At 70.3% G+C, this 16043-nt stretch carries 14 protein-coding genes; 6 read left to right on the top strand and 8 right to left on the bottom strand.

Features of this window, described 5'->3' with window-relative positions:
* The 3 genes from BZL64_RS22445 to rpmF all read right to left on the bottom strand — a co-directional run.
* A partial coding sequence (locus BZL64_RS22445; RefSeq protein WP_143663276.1) for an effector-associated constant component EACC1 occupies positions 1-403 on the bottom strand: 403 nt, incomplete at its 3' end.
* Positions 404-700: 297 nt separating this feature from the next.
* Complete coding sequence (locus BZL64_RS22440) at positions 701-1873, bottom strand: GTP-binding protein (RefSeq protein ID WP_086770998.1); 1173 nt, start codon at positions 1871-1873, stop codon at positions 701-703.
* Between the two features lie 11 nt (positions 1874-1884).
* Positions 1885-2055, bottom strand: coding sequence for a 50S ribosomal protein L32 (gene rpmF / locus BZL64_RS22435; RefSeq protein ID WP_086770997.1), 171 nt, complete (start codon positions 2053-2055; stop codon positions 1885-1887).
* Positions 2056-2423: 368 nt separating this feature from the next.
* On the opposite strand from rpmF, the gene BZL64_RS22430 reads away from it, so the two are divergent.
* Complete coding sequence (locus tag BZL64_RS22430; protein ID WP_086770996.1) at positions 2424-3317, top strand: GNAT family N-acetyltransferase; 894 nt, start codon at positions 2424-2426, stop codon at positions 3315-3317.
* 305 nt (positions 3318-3622) lie between these two features.
* On the opposite strand, the gene BZL64_RS22425 is transcribed toward BZL64_RS22430, so the two are convergent.
* Positions 3623-4438 (bottom strand): oxidoreductase, encoded by an 816-nt coding sequence (locus BZL64_RS22425; protein WP_086770995.1) that lies wholly within the window; start codon positions 4436-4438, stop codon positions 3623-3625.
* Positions 4439-5110: 672 nt separating this feature from the next.
* Here BZL64_RS22425 and BZL64_RS22420 point away from each other — a divergent pair.
* A complete protein-coding gene (locus BZL64_RS22420; RefSeq protein WP_143663274.1) occupies positions 5111-6976 on the top strand; it encodes a HEAT repeat domain-containing protein in 1866 nt (621 codons plus the stop codon).
* A gap of 193 nt (positions 6977-7169) precedes the next feature.
* Complete coding sequence (locus BZL64_RS22415) at positions 7170-10292, top strand: FG-GAP-like repeat-containing protein (RefSeq protein ID WP_086770993.1); 3123 nt, start codon at positions 7170-7172, stop codon at positions 10290-10292.
* 115 nt (positions 10293-10407) lie between these two features.
* Here the strand turns inward: BZL64_RS22415 and BZL64_RS22410 are convergent, their stop codons facing one another.
* The gene (locus tag BZL64_RS22410) at positions 10408-11088 is read right to left on the bottom strand and encodes an NAD(P)H oxidoreductase (protein WP_086770992.1); all 681 of its coding nucleotides are present in this window, start codon (positions 11086-11088) and stop codon (positions 10408-10410) included.
* Positions 11089-11201: 113 nt separating this feature from the next.
* On the opposite strand from BZL64_RS22410, the gene BZL64_RS22405 reads away from it, so the two are divergent.
* Complete coding sequence (locus BZL64_RS22405; RefSeq protein WP_425276062.1) at positions 11202-12131, top strand: AraC family transcriptional regulator; 930 nt, start codon at positions 11202-11204, stop codon at positions 12129-12131.
* Between the two features lie 92 nt (positions 12132-12223).
* On the opposite strand, the gene BZL64_RS22400 is transcribed toward BZL64_RS22405, so the two are convergent.
* Positions 12224-12490, bottom strand: coding sequence for a hypothetical protein (locus BZL64_RS22400; RefSeq protein WP_341868823.1), 267 nt, complete (start codon positions 12488-12490; stop codon positions 12224-12226).
* Between the two features lie 252 nt (positions 12491-12742).
* Entirely contained in the window at positions 12743-13660 is a 918-nt protein-coding gene (locus tag BZL64_RS22395) for a LysR substrate-binding domain-containing protein (RefSeq protein ID WP_086770989.1), read from the bottom strand.
* Between the two features lie 90 nt (positions 13661-13750).
* On the opposite strand from BZL64_RS22395, the gene BZL64_RS22390 reads away from it, so the two are divergent.
* On the top strand, positions 13751-14488 hold the full coding sequence (locus BZL64_RS22390; protein WP_143663272.1) for a helix-turn-helix domain-containing protein: 738 nt from the start codon (positions 13751-13753) through the stop codon (positions 14486-14488).
* 179 nt (positions 14489-14667) lie between these two features.
* On the opposite strand, the gene BZL64_RS22385 is transcribed toward BZL64_RS22390, so the two are convergent.
* Positions 14668-15081: an RICIN domain-containing protein gene (locus tag BZL64_RS22385; protein WP_425276061.1), complete on the bottom strand. Its 414-nt coding sequence runs from the start codon at positions 15079-15081 to the stop codon at positions 14668-14670.
* A gap of 23 nt (positions 15082-15104) precedes the next feature.
* Between BZL64_RS22385 and BZL64_RS22380 the strand changes: the two genes are divergently transcribed.
* The gene (locus BZL64_RS22380; RefSeq protein ID WP_086770987.1) at positions 15105-15824 is read left to right on the top strand and encodes an NADPH-dependent F420 reductase; all 720 of its coding nucleotides are present in this window, start codon (positions 15105-15107) and stop codon (positions 15822-15824) included.
* Positions 15825-16043 lie beyond the last annotated feature (219 nt).

Genomic DNA, 16043 nt, shown 5'->3' with positions numbered 1-16043 from the left:
GGAGTTCCTCCGCCGCCACGGGGGCTGACCCACCGTGGCGGCGGAGGAACTCCTCCAGGGCGCGCTGCTGCACCTCGTCGCTCACCCCGGTCAGTTCGATCTCGTCCTCGCCGATCTTGAGGCGGACATTGCCCGAGCGGCGCCGGTTCAGCCAGTCCTGGACCAGCGCGGCCAGCACCGGGAGCAGGGCGCCGCTGCCGCCGAGGCCCAGGAGGAGCGCGCCCAGCTGTACGGCCTCGGTGGAGCGGCTGCCCGGTGGCGGCGGGCCCTGCATCACCCGGTCGAGGCTGTCGAGGTCCAGCTCGCTCAACTCGGCGATCAGCTGCTGGAGTTGCTCCTCGGCGTACTCTTCGTCGTCCCCGATGTCGAGTACGAGCACCACCGGAATCGTCCTGGTCCCCACGACGCCACCCCCGTTCACCCGCGTCCAGAGAACTGTAGCGACGCGGGGCCGGGCGGGGGGCCGGTCCGGGAAGATCAGGTGGGCGGAGTATGCGGAGGCGCAGTCCCGCAGCCTCGGAACGATGTCGTGGAGAAGGTGGGCGCGGACGGGGGCTGTCGCCTCGTGCGGCCTGACCGTGGGGTCCGCTGTACGCGTCGTCGGCGGCGGCCGGTGTGTGTCGTCGTCGGGGGCGAGGGAGTCGTGGGGGATGGACCGGGCGGGCGGTGCCGTGGCTGCGACCACCGCCCGCCCGGAGCCTCAGGGACGCGGCACGAGGTCGGGATGCTCGTGGTCGCAGGTGTCGTCGATGCCGTAGGTGTCCCAGGCGGGGAACGGATCGTACGCCGGCAGGTTCTCACCGTTGGCCAGCAGACAGTCCTCGAGCGCGGCGTGGAGCGCCTCGGCACGCAGGTGCGTGCCGATGAAGACCAGCTCCTGGCCCCCCGGGCCGTCGGTGTCGCGGGCCGCCGAGGGCTCGAAGCGGGCGACGGAGCCGGCCTGCGACCACAGCCCCGTCACCTGCGGGCGGCTGGCCAGGGTGAAGAACCCCTTGGAGCGCAGGACCTGCCCGTAGGCACCGCTGTCCATCTCCTCGGTCACGAACCGCCACAACCGACCTGGGGCGAAGGGCAGTTCGGAGCGGAAGACGGTGGAGGAGATGCCGTACTCCTCGGTCTCCGGAACGTGGTCGCCATTGAGTTCCATGACCCAGCCCGGAGCCTGTTGGGCGCGTTCCAGGTCGAACAGCCGGGTGCCGAGCACCTCCTTGAGCTCCACCCGTCCGTGCACGGCGGTCACGGTCCGGGCCACGGGATTGAGACGGCTGAGCGTCGCCCGCAGCCGCTCGGCGTCGGCGTCGTCGACCAGGTCGAGCTTGTTGAGCACGATGACGTCGGCGAACTCGATCTGGTCCATCAGCAGGTCGCTGACGGTACGTTCGTCGTCCTCGTACTGGTCGAGTCCGCGCTCGGCGAGCTCGTCCCCGCTCGCGAGTTCGGGCAGGAAGTTGGCGGCGTCGACGACCGTGACCATGGTGTCCAGGCGGGCGAGATCACCGAGGGTGGCGCCGTCGTCCCGGGCGAAGGCGAAGGTGGCGGCGACCGGCATGGGCTCGGAGATGCCGCTGGACTCGATGAGGAGGTAGTCGAACCGCCCTTCCCTCGCAAGCCGGTCCACTTCCACCAGCAGGTCGTCGCGGAGCGTGCAGCAGATGCACCCGTTGGTCAACTCGACCAGGCGTTCCTCGGTGCGTGACAGTGCCGCCTCGCCACCGCGCACGAGCGCCGCGTCGATGTTGACCTCGCTCATGTCGTTGACGATGACCGCGACGCGCAGCCCGTCACGGTTGCCGAGCACGTGGTTGAGCAGCGTCGTCTTCCCCGCGCCGAGGAAGCCGGACAGAACGGTCACCGGCAGCCGGTCGTGCCTCATCCCGTTTCCTCTCAGCCCTCGGGGCGCAGTAGCCCGCGCTCGTAGGCCTTGACCAGGTTCTGCGGTACGAGGTGACGCACGCCCTCGACCGTGATGGGCACCAGCGCGGGCGGGACGGCCTTCCACTGCGCACGGCGGTGGCGGGTGTTGCTGCGGGACATCTTCCGCTTGGGAACGGCCATGGTTCTCTCCTTCTCGGTGAACGAGAAGGGACGCTACATGAAAATGGATACCATTAACAATATGGGGGTCATGGGCGCCCGGACGGTGTAACCCCGATGGGCTCGACAGCGTGCGAGGCCGCCGCTCAGTCGCCGCCGTCTGCTGCCACCCTTCGGGGCCGACCGGCTCCTGGGTCACGCTCGTTCAACGGCTGACGGGCCTGCCCGAGGCGGCAGCCTCAGCCGGGGAGGGGCGCGTGGACGCGGGGTGGCCCTGGGCCGGCGCCCCTGGAGGACTCGCACGCGCCCGCCCTGGACGAGGGTCACCTGAGGTGGCTGAAAGGCGTTGAGGAGCGGTCCCGAGTCGAGATCGTCCGGGATCATGAAGCATGCTCCCGGATGACTGGCACCTCAACGAAGACGTCGACGACTTCCTGGCCCAAGCCGGGGACTTCCTGTGCTCGCGCGCCGCCCTGCACAACACGCCGCTGACGGACATCGAGAAACTGCGGATACACAGGCGCAGGGCAGCCGATCACGACGGGCAAGCCGCCGTTTTCGGCCGACTGGAGTCACAGGGCGAAGTCCGCGCGATCTTCTATCTCACTCCCCGTGGACGTCTGGGCCTCACGCCTCTCTCCGTCGCGCAGACCGACACCCTCGCCGCACGCCTGGCCGGCCTCGGCCACTCACCCGCCCACGTCATCGCGGACCACGACACCGCCGGCGCCTTCGCCGAGTCGTGGCAGCGGTGCACAGGCGCGGCCACGGAGATTTTCTGGCGGACGCATCTTTACCGTCTCGGCACGCTCACCCCACCGCAGCCGCCACCGAAAGGCCAGGGGCGCCTCACGGCCGTGAAAGACCGTGGGCAAGTCGTGAGCTGGTGCCGTGAGTTCTGTGTCGACGTCGGGGAGCAGCGCTCCATCGACTTGATCGACGCCGGTGCATGGGACGATTCGCGTTTCGGCGACCGGCACTTCACGTTCTGGGAGACCCCGGACGGCACCCCCGTCTCGATGGCGGCCGCGACCTCGGTCATCGGCGGCATGGTCCGGGTGGACCCCGTCTACACCCCCGCCCACCTCCGCGGCCGCGGCTACGCGGGAGCTGTGACGGTCGAGGCGAGCAGGGCCGCGCTGACCGCGGGGGCAACGGACGTCGTCCTTTTCACCGACCCGGACAACCCCACCAGTAACGCCCTCTACCAACGCCTTGGGTATGTCCACGTCGCCGACTTCGCCGGGTACAGGTTCTCCTACGGCGCACCAGAGACGGGGTGAGGGGCGGGCCTGGGCAAGAGGCATGGGAGGGCTCGCCGGCGGCCTCCGGACGCGACGACCTTGAATGGCTGGGTGGGTGACAGCGCGGAGCACTTGTCGGTGGGTTTTCGAGAACAACCAGCAGGCAGAACCTGGGAAATGCTCGCGAGAAGTAGGAGCAGTCGCGTGGTTCGTGTCTCCTCGGTGGCAGGCCTGCGAGGCTGATAGTCAGGCGTCCCTGGCGGAGTCCACGACCACTCGACTTCCCCCGACTCGGTCAGTCCGGAGCCTCCACCGATACCGGGGCGGCTCACTGTCCGCAGGTCTCAGCCGGCGAGCTTGTTGGTCTTGCGGATCTGTCCGTCGAATACCCCGGCGGGAAGGACGCGGTGCGCCGCGCTGAGGAGCCGGGCGCTTCGGCCCGCGGTGTACCGCACCTTCGGCTTGGAGTCGGTGGCCGCCGCGACGATCGCCTTCGCGACGGTGGCGGGGTCGTCGCCGTCCTCGTTGACCGCCAACGCCAGTTTGTCGGCGATGCGCCGCTGCTCCGCGTAGATGTGCATGGGCATGTCGGGCTCGACGGTGTTCGCCTCGAACGAGGATCTGGTACCGCCCGGCTGGACGATAAGGGCCCGGACCCCGTGTTCACGGATCTCGTGGTCCAGGGACTCGGTGTACCCCTCGAGCGCGTGCTTGGACGCCGAGTAGGTGGCCATGTAGGGCGCGGGGAGGAACCCGAGGACTGACGAGATGTTGATGATGCGCCCGCTTCGCTGGGCGCGCATGTGCGGCAGAACGGCCTTGGTCATGCGCATCACGCCGAAGACGTTGATGTCGAAGAGGCGCTGGGCCTGCGCGACGGAGTTTTCCTCGGCGGCGCCCGAGGAGCCGATGCCCGCGTTGTTGACGAGGATGTCGATCCGCCCGAACCGCTCGATCACCTCCTCGACCGCGGCAGCGACCGAATCGTCGCTGCCCACGTCGAGGGCGAGGAACGTCACGCCGTCGCGACGGTCGGCTCCCGACGTCTTCCGACTCGTTCCCACCGTCTCGAAGCCCGCTGCGGCGAGCGCGAGGGCGGCTGCCCGTCCGATGCCGGTGGACGCACCTGTCACGAGTGCCACCGGCCGAGTTGTTGTCATGACAAGCTCCCTTGATATTGAAGTACGGGTGTATGTCTTACGTTCGTACGACCATACGGTGGCCGTCGCTCGATGGCAAGCGGTCCCGTCCGGCGATTCGAGAAGGACCGGGAAGCGTGGGGTGCGGCAGCACCCGGCCGCCGTGATGGTGGGCGAGCTGGGTGCGGTGGGGGTCCCCCCGGTTCCGCCTCCCAACTGGGTGGATCGGGGCCGGGCGTCGGGGTGGTGAGCATCGGCTGAGCCAGGGTCCACGTCACCTGTCATGCCTTCCGGCGCGGCGCCGCCGTCGCCCCGAGCACGCCACTGGTCACCACAGCGCGCGAAGCCGGGGAGCTGTCACCGCCCGACCTCGCGGACGGCCGCGCCGACCTGCGCGGACGCCGCGACGAAGGCAGCTGGGCATCAGGTTCGGCAATACCGCGGAGGCCGCGCCCTGCGATGGCAGGATGTCCGTGGGGGAGCCGATTCGCCGAGGTCACGGGGGCATGAGTGGCCGACATAGGGCTTGCGGCGCTGGACGAAATGCCGTGGGAGCGGCTGGAGTCGGCGCTCGGGCATGACTCCGCCGTGGAGCTGAGGCGCGCCCTGCGGGGTCTGGCAGGCAAAGGTGCGGCGGCGACCGAGGGAGACTGCGACCCGCTGTTCGCATGCGTCACGCTGGGCACTGGACGCGTGACCTCTGTCGCGACCGCCGTGCTGCCGTTCGTCGTGACTCTCGCCGGCGATCCGGACATGGGCGCCCGGGTCACGCTCGTTCAACTGCTGACGGGCCTGTCCGAGGCGGCGGCCTCAGCCGGGGAGGGGCGCGTGGACGCGGGGTGGCCCGGAGCGTGGCGCCGCCATCGGCCCAGGGCCCTGGCGCTGCTCGAGGACTCCCTGCCCGAGGTGCGCAGAGAGGCCCTGCCTCTCGCGGAGGGCGTCGACATGCTGCTGGAGCGGTGGCATGCCGAGACGGACCCGACGGTGCGGCTGCCCCTGCTGCTCGCGCTGGGGACCGCTGCGGCCGACTCCGCCGACGCCGGGATGGTGGACCGGGTGCGAGCAGTGGCGGCCGAGGTGCTGCGGACCGGTACTCCCGTCATGCGGGTCGCGGCTGTGCACGCCTGGGCCGCGTTTGACCCCCGGGCGCCGGTCCGTGAGCTGGACCTGCTGGTGGAGGTTCTGTCCGACCCGTCCGTGCGTCCGCGGTTCGAAGAGACCTGGTACCTGCCCGACGTCGACGGCGCCTTCACCCGTGAGGACGTCGTCTCCTGGGCAGCCCACCTGCTCGAGGGTGCGCCGCAGACCGCGCTCGCCTTCGTCGTCCGGCTCGTCGACGCGGCGCGCGGGACCGGGGACACCTTGCTGTGCCGCGCCGCGCTGGACGAGGCGTGGCAGCTGCTGGCGGTCCGGCCGTCCGCGGCAGCCGCGCTGCTGCCGCTCGCGGGCGCGCTGCTCGCCGACCCGGACGACGGCGTACGGTACCGGGCCGCCCACCTGCTCGCGGCGCTGGGTGCGCCGGCGGCTCCCTACGCCGACGCTCTGGCCGCGCTCCTGAACGACCCGGGCGAGGCCGAGTTCTTCGAGGGCACTGTGGGCGACCACGCCCGCTGGGCGCTGACCCGCATCGGCGACCCGCGTGCCCTGCCCAAACTCGTCGAGCGGCTGTACGCGCCGTACCAGGGCCAGTACTCCCGCGGATACTGCCTGGGCGAACCGCATCTTCCGGAGGTCGAGGACGTCCTGACCCCCCTGCGGGCGTACGCGGAGATCCTTTTGCCCGAGGTGCGGCAACTGCTCCGCGACGACGGTGTGGGCGGCTTGCTGACCTGCCCCTTCCTGCGCGTCATCCAGGCATGGGGGCCGGTCGCGGCACCCGCGCTGCCAGAGGTGGTGGCCCTGCTGGGCGACGCCCGGTACTCGCGGTACGCACTCGGCGCGCTGGTGGCGATGGGGCCGGCCGCAGCCTCCGCCGTACCTGCCGTGCACCGGTGCACGCTCCTCGACCTCCCCGTCGACCACCACCGGGTGGCGTGGGCTGCCTGGCGTCTCGGCGGCGACCAGGACACGGCGCTGCGGCTGATCGGCGAGGCGGTCCTGGCCGAGGAAGAACCGCCGTATCCGCCCATGGACCTCCTCGGCGACTTCGGCCCGGCGGCCGCACCCTACGCCGACCGGGTACGGCAACTCATGGAGCACGGTGACACCTGGCTGCGGCAACGTGCTGCGGTCGCACTCTGGTCGATCACAGGCGAACCTGAGCCGAGCGCGTCCGTCCTGGAGGAGTACCTCCCTCCCCTCGCCGACGGCGACGACAGCTACGGCAGTGACGACAGCTGCGGCAGTTACGGCAGCTCCAGCAGTTACGGCAGCTACGGCAGCTTCCTCGACGCCCTGAGGGCCCTCGCCCGGATCGGCACCGTCTCCCCGGCGGCGCGGGCAACCCTGCGTACGGTGCAGGCAGGTGACCAGAGGCTGTCGACGTACCGTGATTACCGGGCGATCCTCCAGGACGAGGAGATCCGGTCCGCGATCGACGACGTCCTCGCCCTACCGTGACGACCGGCCGACGGGTGGTGCCCGAAATCAGGCCCGTGCCCCGTCAGGAGAGTCAGGTTCAGGAGGAGTCGCTGGAGTCGGCGGCCTTCATCAAGTACCTGTAAGATCAGCCCACTTCTGAGGCGGAGGCGTTGGGGTAGGGGTACCGGAGAGCGGTGCACGCCCCGTCTCGGATCCCCTGGGGAGGGTCCACATGGCTCGTCACGCCCGTGCACGTCTGAGTGTGGTCACCGCCACCGCGGTCGTATCCGTGTCGCTTGCCGTGGGTCCGGCCGCGCCACCGGCTTTGGCCGATGCCGGGACCTTCGGCGACACCACGATCGCCGCGACCATGCGCGTCACACCCGGCTCCGGCGCGGTGGTGAGTGTCGGTCCCTCCGGGTTCCTGCACTCCGCCACCACCGCGAACGGCCCCTCCGGACTGGAGTGGACGGGCATGGACGGCTCGACCCGAAAGCTCGAGGGCACACAGCCGCACGACCCGGTGGAGTACTACGGCACGGCATCGGACGTCGTGGCGGTGCCGCCCAGCGGGCGGACGGGCGACGTACTGCTGCGCAACATGGTCACCGACGAGACCACGACCGTCACCGTTCCCGCGGGACAGAAGTACAACAGAACCGTCGGGACCACCGTGGTGACCCAGGGCGGAGCCGGTGCTGACGGGAACTGGACCGAGTTCCATCTGCTGAGCGCGGAGCAAGGGTCCACGACGGACCGCCTCGTGACAGGCATTCCGCAGGGCGCCTACGTCCTCAACGTCGAGCGTGCCGGCGTCCGCGGGTTCCTCACAGTCCTGAAGGTGCCCGGGGAAGACGTCGGACGGTACGCGTGGATCGATCTGAGCACCGCACAGGCCACGCTCCTGCCGTACGGCACGGTGTACGCCAATTCCGAGGTGACCGCACTTCACCTGGTCACCCCCCAGGCCGGCGGCGTCCGGATCTACGAGCAGGGCCGGTTCGACGCCCCGGTGCGCGAGGTACAGGTCAGCCTGAAGGACGCCAAGGTCCTCGGCGTCGTCGGCGACTCGCTGATCGTGGGCCGCTACGACTCCTCGCTCGGCAGCAGGCAGTACCAGGCGTCCGTCTGGAAGGTCGTGGCCGTTCCCTTCGACGGCTCCGCCGAACGGACGCTCCTCGCCCGTGCGGTGGCCGACCGCGTCGCCGTCCGGCCGGACGGCGGCCTTCAGATCGTCGGTGGCCAGTCCGCACAGGACTACGGCTACCAGGACATCACCGCCGCCGCAGCGGACGCCGCACCCCGTGCGACGCGCGTGCTGCGCATCCTGCCCGTCCCGATGCAGCTCCAGCGCCTGACACTGGACCACGGGACCCTCAGGACACTGGAGTACGGCGATCAGGCCACCTCGCACTACGAGCGCCTGCTCACCGACGCCGCGCCCGGACACGGCGAGCGTGTGCGGGTCGGCGGCCTGCCGGCCCCGTACGGCAAGTGCAGTGTCGGCTACGGGTCCTGCCCCGAGCTGTATCCCACCGGGGACGGCCGGACCGTGTACCGCGGGGCAGCCGGCACGGAGGCCGGCGGGCGGCCCGAGCTGCTCGTCGTGGCCAAGGGTGGGACCTTCCCCGGCACACCCGTCGAGACGGGCCTCCAGGACTCCTTCAGCGAGTCCGAGCCGCAGACGAGGATCGTGGGCGCGTCCGAGAATCTGGTGCTGGTCGACGGAACCCCCGCGGGCGGCGGCCGGGAACTGCGGGTCGTCGACATCGACTCCGGCAAGGTCCTGCACAAGGAGCCGTACCGGCCCGGTGCGATCTGGGGAACCACGGTGTGGTCCGCGGGCGCGGGCGGCGCGGTGACCGCCAAGGACGCGCGCACGGGGACCTCGCTGACATCCTTCACGGTGAGCACCGCGTGCTCCTCCATGGTCGACCTGCAAGCCGTCGGGCGGTGGCTGTACTGGAAATGCAACGCCGGCACCGCTCCGTACGCCGCAGGGGTCTACGACCTCCTCGCCCGTAGGAGCATCCCGCTGCCCACCGGACAGGCCCGCCTCGGCGACGGTGTCGTCGCCCTCCGCGGCGACCAGGGGCTGAGTGTCCTCGGCCTGCAGACCGGGACGGCCGTCCAGCGGTGGACGACCGCCGCCGCGGGACTCGTGGCGCTCGACCCGCGGACCGGGGATCTGGCGTACTCCACGCCGGACCAGGCCGTCCACGTCCTGAACACCGGACGGCCCGAGGCGGCGCTGCTGTCTCCTTACCGGAGTGTCACCGCGCGAGTGGAGACGGACTCCACCCCGCTCGCCTGGCGCGGCGAATGGTGGCTGTCCGAACCGGCGGCCTCCTGGAAGGTGGAGATACGCCACAGGGCTACCGGCCGCGTGGTAGCCACGCGCGGCGGCGGACCGGCCGCGTACTCGATCGCGACGACGTGGAACGGCCGGGACACGACGGGCGGACTGCTTCCCAACGGCGCGTACACCTGGACGCTGACGGCCGCGTCGGCCGACGGGCAGGGCGCGGCGTTGGTCCAGTCCGGCGCGGTCCGGCTGACGGGTGGCGCGGCGGTGTGGCGGGACCATGTCGGCGGCTCGTCGCTGCCGGACGGTGTCGGCGACCTCCTGACGCTGAACTCCTCCGGGTCGCTCACCTTCCACCAGGGCGACGGCGCCGGGACGCTCCCCGGGAAGGTGTCGGCGAGCGGCTGGCCGACCTCGATCCGAGCGGTGCCGTTCGGCGACCTCGACGGAGACCGCTGTAACGACGTCCTGGTCCGGCTGAGCAGCGGCGCCCTGCGCCTCTACAAGCCGGTCTGCGGGGCGGCGCTCAAAGCGTCGACGCCGTACGTCACCCTCGCCACCGGCGGCTGGAACCAGTACGACGTCCTGACCGCACCGGGTGACGTGACCAAGGACGGTCGCCCCGACCTGATCGCACGCAACGCCTCCACGGGCGCCGTCTACCTCTACAAGGGCACCGGCACGGGCAAGCTGTCCTCCCGCGTCAAGCTGGCCGACAACTGGAAGGGCTACAAGAAGATCGTCGGCGCCGGTGACCTCAACGGCGACGGCATCGGCGACCTCCTGCTGCAGGACGGAGCCAACAACCTGTACCGCCTGAACGGCACCGGCAAGGGCACCTTCACCGCCCGAGTGAAGATCGCCGCCAACTGGGGTGGCTCGTACAACGCGGTCGTCGGCGTCGGGGACCTCAACGGCGACGGCAAGTCCGACATCGTCGCGCGCGACACCGCGGGCAACCTCTACCGGCAGTACGGCACCGGCAAGGGCACGTTCGGTTCCCGTACGAAGATCGCAAGCGGTTGGGCCGGCTACAAGGGACTCTCCTGACCCTGCCCTGGCGTGGGCCGTAGGGGCTGGTGTCGCAGGCTGAGGCGTCCTCGGAAGCGTCGCAGGCCCGGCACCGACCGGGCACCGGCCTGCGACGCCGCCACTGCCGTGACCCTCAGGCCGCCACCGGCTCCACCGCGAGGAACTCTTCGACGGCCTTCCCCGCACGGCGGTCGAACTCGGTGTACTGCGCCTCGCGTTCGGCTCCCGCGACCGCGTCGCCGACCAGCAAGTTGCCCTCGGCGTCGAGGCGCTGAGGGCGCTCCTCGGCGTCGGGGAGCAGGGCGACGGAGGAATGGGAGAACCCGCAGTAGTAGGCGATGCCCTCGCTCAAGTTGGTCTCCAGCAAGGCCTGCATTCCCTCCGTGACGGGGTCGTCCGAGGTGGCACCGGCCAGGCCCAGCCACAGCATGCGCTTGCCCGCCAGGCGGGGCTTGCTGCGACCGTAGGCGAATCCGTAGTTCCACACGCGATCGATCCAGCCCTTGAGGAGGGCGGGCACGCTCTGCCAGTACACGGGGAACACGGCGACGACGACATCGGCGTCGAGAACGCGCCGCATATGGGCCCGGACCTCGTCCGAGTACGGCTTCTCGCGGTCGCCCCAGTCAGGCTGGTCCGCCACGTTCATCCGCGGGTCGAATCCCTCGGCGTGCAGGTCGAGCAGGTCGACGACGTATCCGGCGGTCTCGAGTTGCGCAACGGTACGGCGGGCGGTGTGCGCGGTGAGGGAATCGGTGCGGTGGTGTGCGACGACCACAAGGGCGGTTCGGGCTGCGGCGTCGAGCTGCGACATGGTCTCTCCCGGCTGGTCTCGGTTGGTTCTGCCAGCCCAGTACACCCGTGATCGATTGGATGATCCATGGGAGAAACGCTCCGCTGCATAGGAGTTCGTCTACGATGGCGCCTGTGGATCCTTTGAGTTCTCTGCTCAGTGGCATCCGGGCCGAGGGCTCGGTCGTCAGTCACGCCGTGCTGGAAGCGCCCTGGACCATCCGCTTCGCCGACGGCGCCCCGCTCACCATGGTGAGCGTGCTGCGTGGCGGCGGCACCCTGCTGCTGCCCGACGGCACCGAACAAGCGGTCGGCGTCGGGGACACGGCCATCGTGCGCGGCCCCGACCTGTTTCACCTCGTGGATCGGCCGTCCTCCTGCGACCGCCCACACGTCGAGTACGAGATCGCCTGCTTCATAGAGGAAGCCGCATGCACCGCCCAGGACCTCGGCGGCATCCGCTGGGGCAACGATCCGGACGGGGCGACCGCACTGATCGTGGGCGCCTACCGGGCATCGGGCCATCGCCATCAACGACTGCTGCGCGCCCTGCCACCCGTACTGGTGATCAATGAGGGCAGCGAGGTCTGCGCCTGGCTGGAGGCAGCCGCCGCCGATGCCGCCACGCGCTCGGCCGGCTCGCAGGCGCTGATGGACCGGCTGTTGGACTGGGCCCTGGTGTGCACGCTGCGCACCTGGTTCGAGCAGGCAGGCCAGGACGCCCCCGACTGGTATCGCGGCCTGGCCGAACCGATCCTCGCCCCCGCCCTCCAGGCCTTCCACGCCCGGCCCTCCAAGACGTGGACGGTAGCGGGGCTCGCCGCCGAATCCGGCGTCTCCCGGGCGCTGTTCGCCAAACGCTTCACCGAGGTGATGGGCCGTCCGCCTCTGGCCTACCTCACCGAATGCCGCATGGACGAGGCGGAGGCACTCCTGTCCGACACCGACTTCGCCATCGCTCAGATCGCCAAGTCCGTCGGCTACGCCGATGCCTTCGGCTTCAGCGCCGCCTTCAAACGCCATCGGGGCCTGAGCCCCAGCGTCTTCCGCGCCGCGGCGTCCTGACGTTCCACACCCCCGGTGGGTAGCGGATATCGCTGAAGACCACGCGCGGCCACCGGCCGCCGTCCCGACGGGCAGACCATCTGGAAGAGCGGCTACGCGCTGTTGCCGTGGGCTACTTCACCAGCTGTCCACCAGGCGATCACTCGGATGGCCATCGCTTCCGGTCGCGCACCAAGAGGATCGAGACCGAAGTGCTCCTCCACCTCGTCCCGTAGGAACGCACCGATCTCCGTCTCGTCGGCGCCGCCACGGAGGCGCTGGAGCATGGGGGCGAGCATGCAGTCGTACTCGTCCTGCACCTCGTCGGCGACGCCGATCGGGTCCCACTCGTTGAGCAGATGCCGCGGATCGTTCTCCACAGATGGGCTCCAGGGCTGCATCTGACCAGATTGCCATCCTGGGAATTTCCGCCGCACCCCGGCCCCATCTTCATCCGAATGAGAAGCCTGGCCCCCGGAGCCCGCACGTACTGGCTAAGATCCCCGGGGACTGCCGGACCGGGCGGCACCGCGCTCTGGGGACGTCCGGTCCGACAGACCCTGGCCCATGCGGGGGAATGCCGACCGAGCCCCTCGGTTCACGCCCCGCTGCATCGCGCGCCGAGGCCTGTCCTAGGTCGCCGGGAGGCGCGTGGGGAGCCCCTGCCGCGCTGCTGTGTGCAGGGCTGCGATGACGGCCGTGGTCGTCGGGTTCGCGGTTTCGGTGCGGCGCGTCGCGGCGAACAGCAGGCGCATGATCGGGCGGTCCTCGATGGGTGCCGTGCGGATTCCGGGTGTTGCAGGGTCGATGGCCGTCCGGGGGACGAGCGCGGTGGCGAGGCCGGCCCGTGCGAGCGTGAGCTGGGCGCCGGTGTCGGCCGTGATGTAGCGGCTCGTGGGCGTGAAGCCGGCCTGGCGGAAGGCGTGCAGGATGGCCTGACCGCAGTCCGTGGTCGGCGGCGGCACGGCGAGACTGCGCGTGGCCAGATCCCGCAGGGCGACCGGCCGATCGTCGCCCTGGTCGGCAGCGGTGACGACGAGCAGCGGATCGTCGAGCAGCGGGGAGACCTCGACGCCCGTGGGTGTGGCATCGGGCAGGTGGTGATACCGCTGTCCCAGCACCACGTCGACGGTGCCGAGGGTGAGTTCCCGCAGTTGTGCCTGGTCGGTGACGAGGCAGGTCACGACGAGCTGCGGGTGGTCCGAGCCCAGTGATGTGAGTGCGGGGCTCACGATCCCCGAGACGGTCGACGGCAACGCGGCCAGGGTGACGGTGGTGCCGACCGTGCCCTTGACCGCCGCGAGGGCGCTCTCGGCCTCCTGTACGGCGGCGAGGATCCGGTCGGCGTGCTCGAGGAGCACCCGGCCCGCCTCCGTCAGCGCCACGGTGCGCCCGTCGGGGCGCAGCAACTCGACTCCCACGTCGCGCCGCAGCGCGGACAACTGCTGTGACACGGCACCGGCGGACAGCGCCAGTGACTCGGCGGCCGCCGCGATGGAGCCGCGGGCGGCGACGGTTCTGAGCATGTGCAGACGGCGGACATCCAGCATGACCCGAGACCTTACTCGATAGATTTCCTAAAGGGTTTCATCAGGATTCACCCCCTTGACCTGTTGGGTCTCGTGAGCGAACTTCGGCGCATGGAGATCTTCGACTGCATCGCCGTGGTGGCCCGGCCCCTCCACGATTTCGGTGACGAGTTCATGTCCGACGAGGCGACCGCAGCCGTGGGCCTGCGTGCCGGGTTTCCCCCGGGGCGCGGCTTCTACTGCCGCGGCCGGTTCGGGGTGCTCGGCGAGGCATCGGTTTCGGTGGTCCAGGCGGTGCAGGGTTTCCTCGGCCCCCAGCTGGTTGCTGCCGGCTGGCTCGCGGGACGGTCCGTGATGCCGGCGGAGGAAGCTGCCGGCCTGTACGCCCAGGCCATACAGATGTGGGGGCACGCCAACATCCCCGCCGATGTCGACGTGGAGCACTTCAACCACTTGGCACAGCAGCTGATCGACGCCGCTGACGCCGACGCACTGCCGCTGTTCGCCGGCTGGCGCGCGCAAGCCTGCCCCTCCGACGACCCGGTCGGTGCGGCCATGCAGCGCGTCCACGTACTGCGGGAACACCGTGGCGCCTGTCATCTCGCGGCGGTGCGCCTGTGCGGGCTGAGCGCCCGAGCGGCAATGGTCATCAACCTCGGCGACGAGCAGGCAACCCACTACGGATGGCAAGAGCCGCATCCCGTTGCCGCGCCCCTGATCCCCCGACGGCAGCGTGCCGAACAGCTCACCGATGAGCTGCAGGCGCCGCTCTACGCCACACTGACCGACCGGCAACGCACCGAATTCGCCCAGCTGGTCAAGGCGTTGACCGCTTCCCCGACCCCATGACCGAAGCACGTCTCGGGGTCGTGAAGGCTCCGGACCTCGTCGGCGGACCCGGCCGCCGCGTAGGCTCCGGATCTCCTCGGCCGCGGCTTCTCGGCGCGTGAGCCGAACACGCACGGTACCCAGGCACAGGTACCGCTTCCCAGCGGTCCCTGCGCCTGGCTACGACACAGGCAGAGGCGTCAGTTGATCCGGACGATCTTCCAGAGCTGGTCGTCGGGTTCGGCGTCGCCCCACTGGACGACGGCTGCCCCGTCGGCGGTGGAGGACTGGGCGACGCCGGCGACGAGGGCGCTGTTCACGTTCCGGAGTCCGTAGTAGCCGTTGCCCCCGTCGGTGAGGGTCCACCTCTGGGAGTCGGCGCTGGAGGCGGAGTTCTGGGCGACGGCCGCTCCAGCGGCGCTGGAGGAGCCGCGAATGGCCAGGTCGAGGTTGCTGTTGACGTTCTTGATGGTCCAGGCTCCGCCTCCCGCGGACTGGAAGGTGAAGAGCTGGCAGGCGCAGGCGGTGTTCCGCCACTGGTTCGCCGCGGTGCCGACGGTGGTGGAGCCGGCCGGGATGTCGAGGTACTTGCCGCTCCCCTTGTTGACGAGCACGTACTGGCCGGTGCCCCGGCTTCATCGGCAGTGGCAACGTCAGCGGCACCTTGGCCCGCCTTGCTGTCGCCGCAGGCCTGGACGTCGTCCTGAGCAACTCCCGCGGCCCCGAGTCCCTCGCCGATCTCGGCCCCCGCGCCCGTGCGGCCACTCCCGCCGAGGCCGCCGAGGCTGGGGACCTGGTGGTGGTGTCCATCCCGCTGGGCGCCTACGAGAAGATCCCGGCAGAGCCGCTGGCGGGCAAGATCGTGATCGACACGCTGAACTATTACCCGGAGCGCGACGGCCGCGTCGCCGAGCTGGACGCGAACGAGCTGACGACCAGCGAGCTGGTGCAGCGCCACCTGGCCGACTCCCGTGTGGTCAAGGCGGCCAGCAACATCGTCTCCAGCCGGCTGTTCAGCCTTGCCCGCCCCTCGGGTGCGCCGGACCGCAGTGCCATGCCGATCGCCGGCGACGATGCCGCCGCCAAGGCGGAGGTCGTGGAGTTGCTCGACATCCTCGGCTACGACGTGGTGGACATCGGCACGCTCGCCGACAGCTGGCGCAGCGAACCAGGCACGCCCGTCTACGGCAAGGCCTACTACGGGGAAGTGCCCAAGGACGTGAGCTTGGACAAGACGATGGAATGGATCTTCCAGACCCCGGGCGTTCCGGTACCTGCCGACCGCGTGAGGGAACTGACCGCCACGGTTGTTCGGGGCACCGCAGGCGGCCGTTTGTCGGTCGACGCCTGGATCTGAGCGGAGAGCATCGCGGAAGAAGAGGCGGAACCGGAACTCCTGACCGGGTCCGGACCAGGGGGATCCCCGCTGGCCCAAGACGGTCACCCTCGGCTCGAACGCCTCGGCCGCGGTGCCGAAGTCCGGTCGCCGAGGTCAGTCACTGGTGCGTTCGCGGTGGTGAGCTGAGGGAGCGTCCTCGCGGGTCGGGTTCGGGATCGGAGGACCGGGGGTGGGCGG

The sequence above is a fragment of the Streptomyces bobili genome, assembly GCF_002154575.1.
GTDB classification, from domain to species: domain Bacteria; phylum Actinomycetota; class Actinomycetes; order Streptomycetales; family Streptomycetaceae; genus Streptomyces; species Streptomyces bobili.
This window is presented reverse-complemented; position numbering and strand designations above follow the sequence as displayed.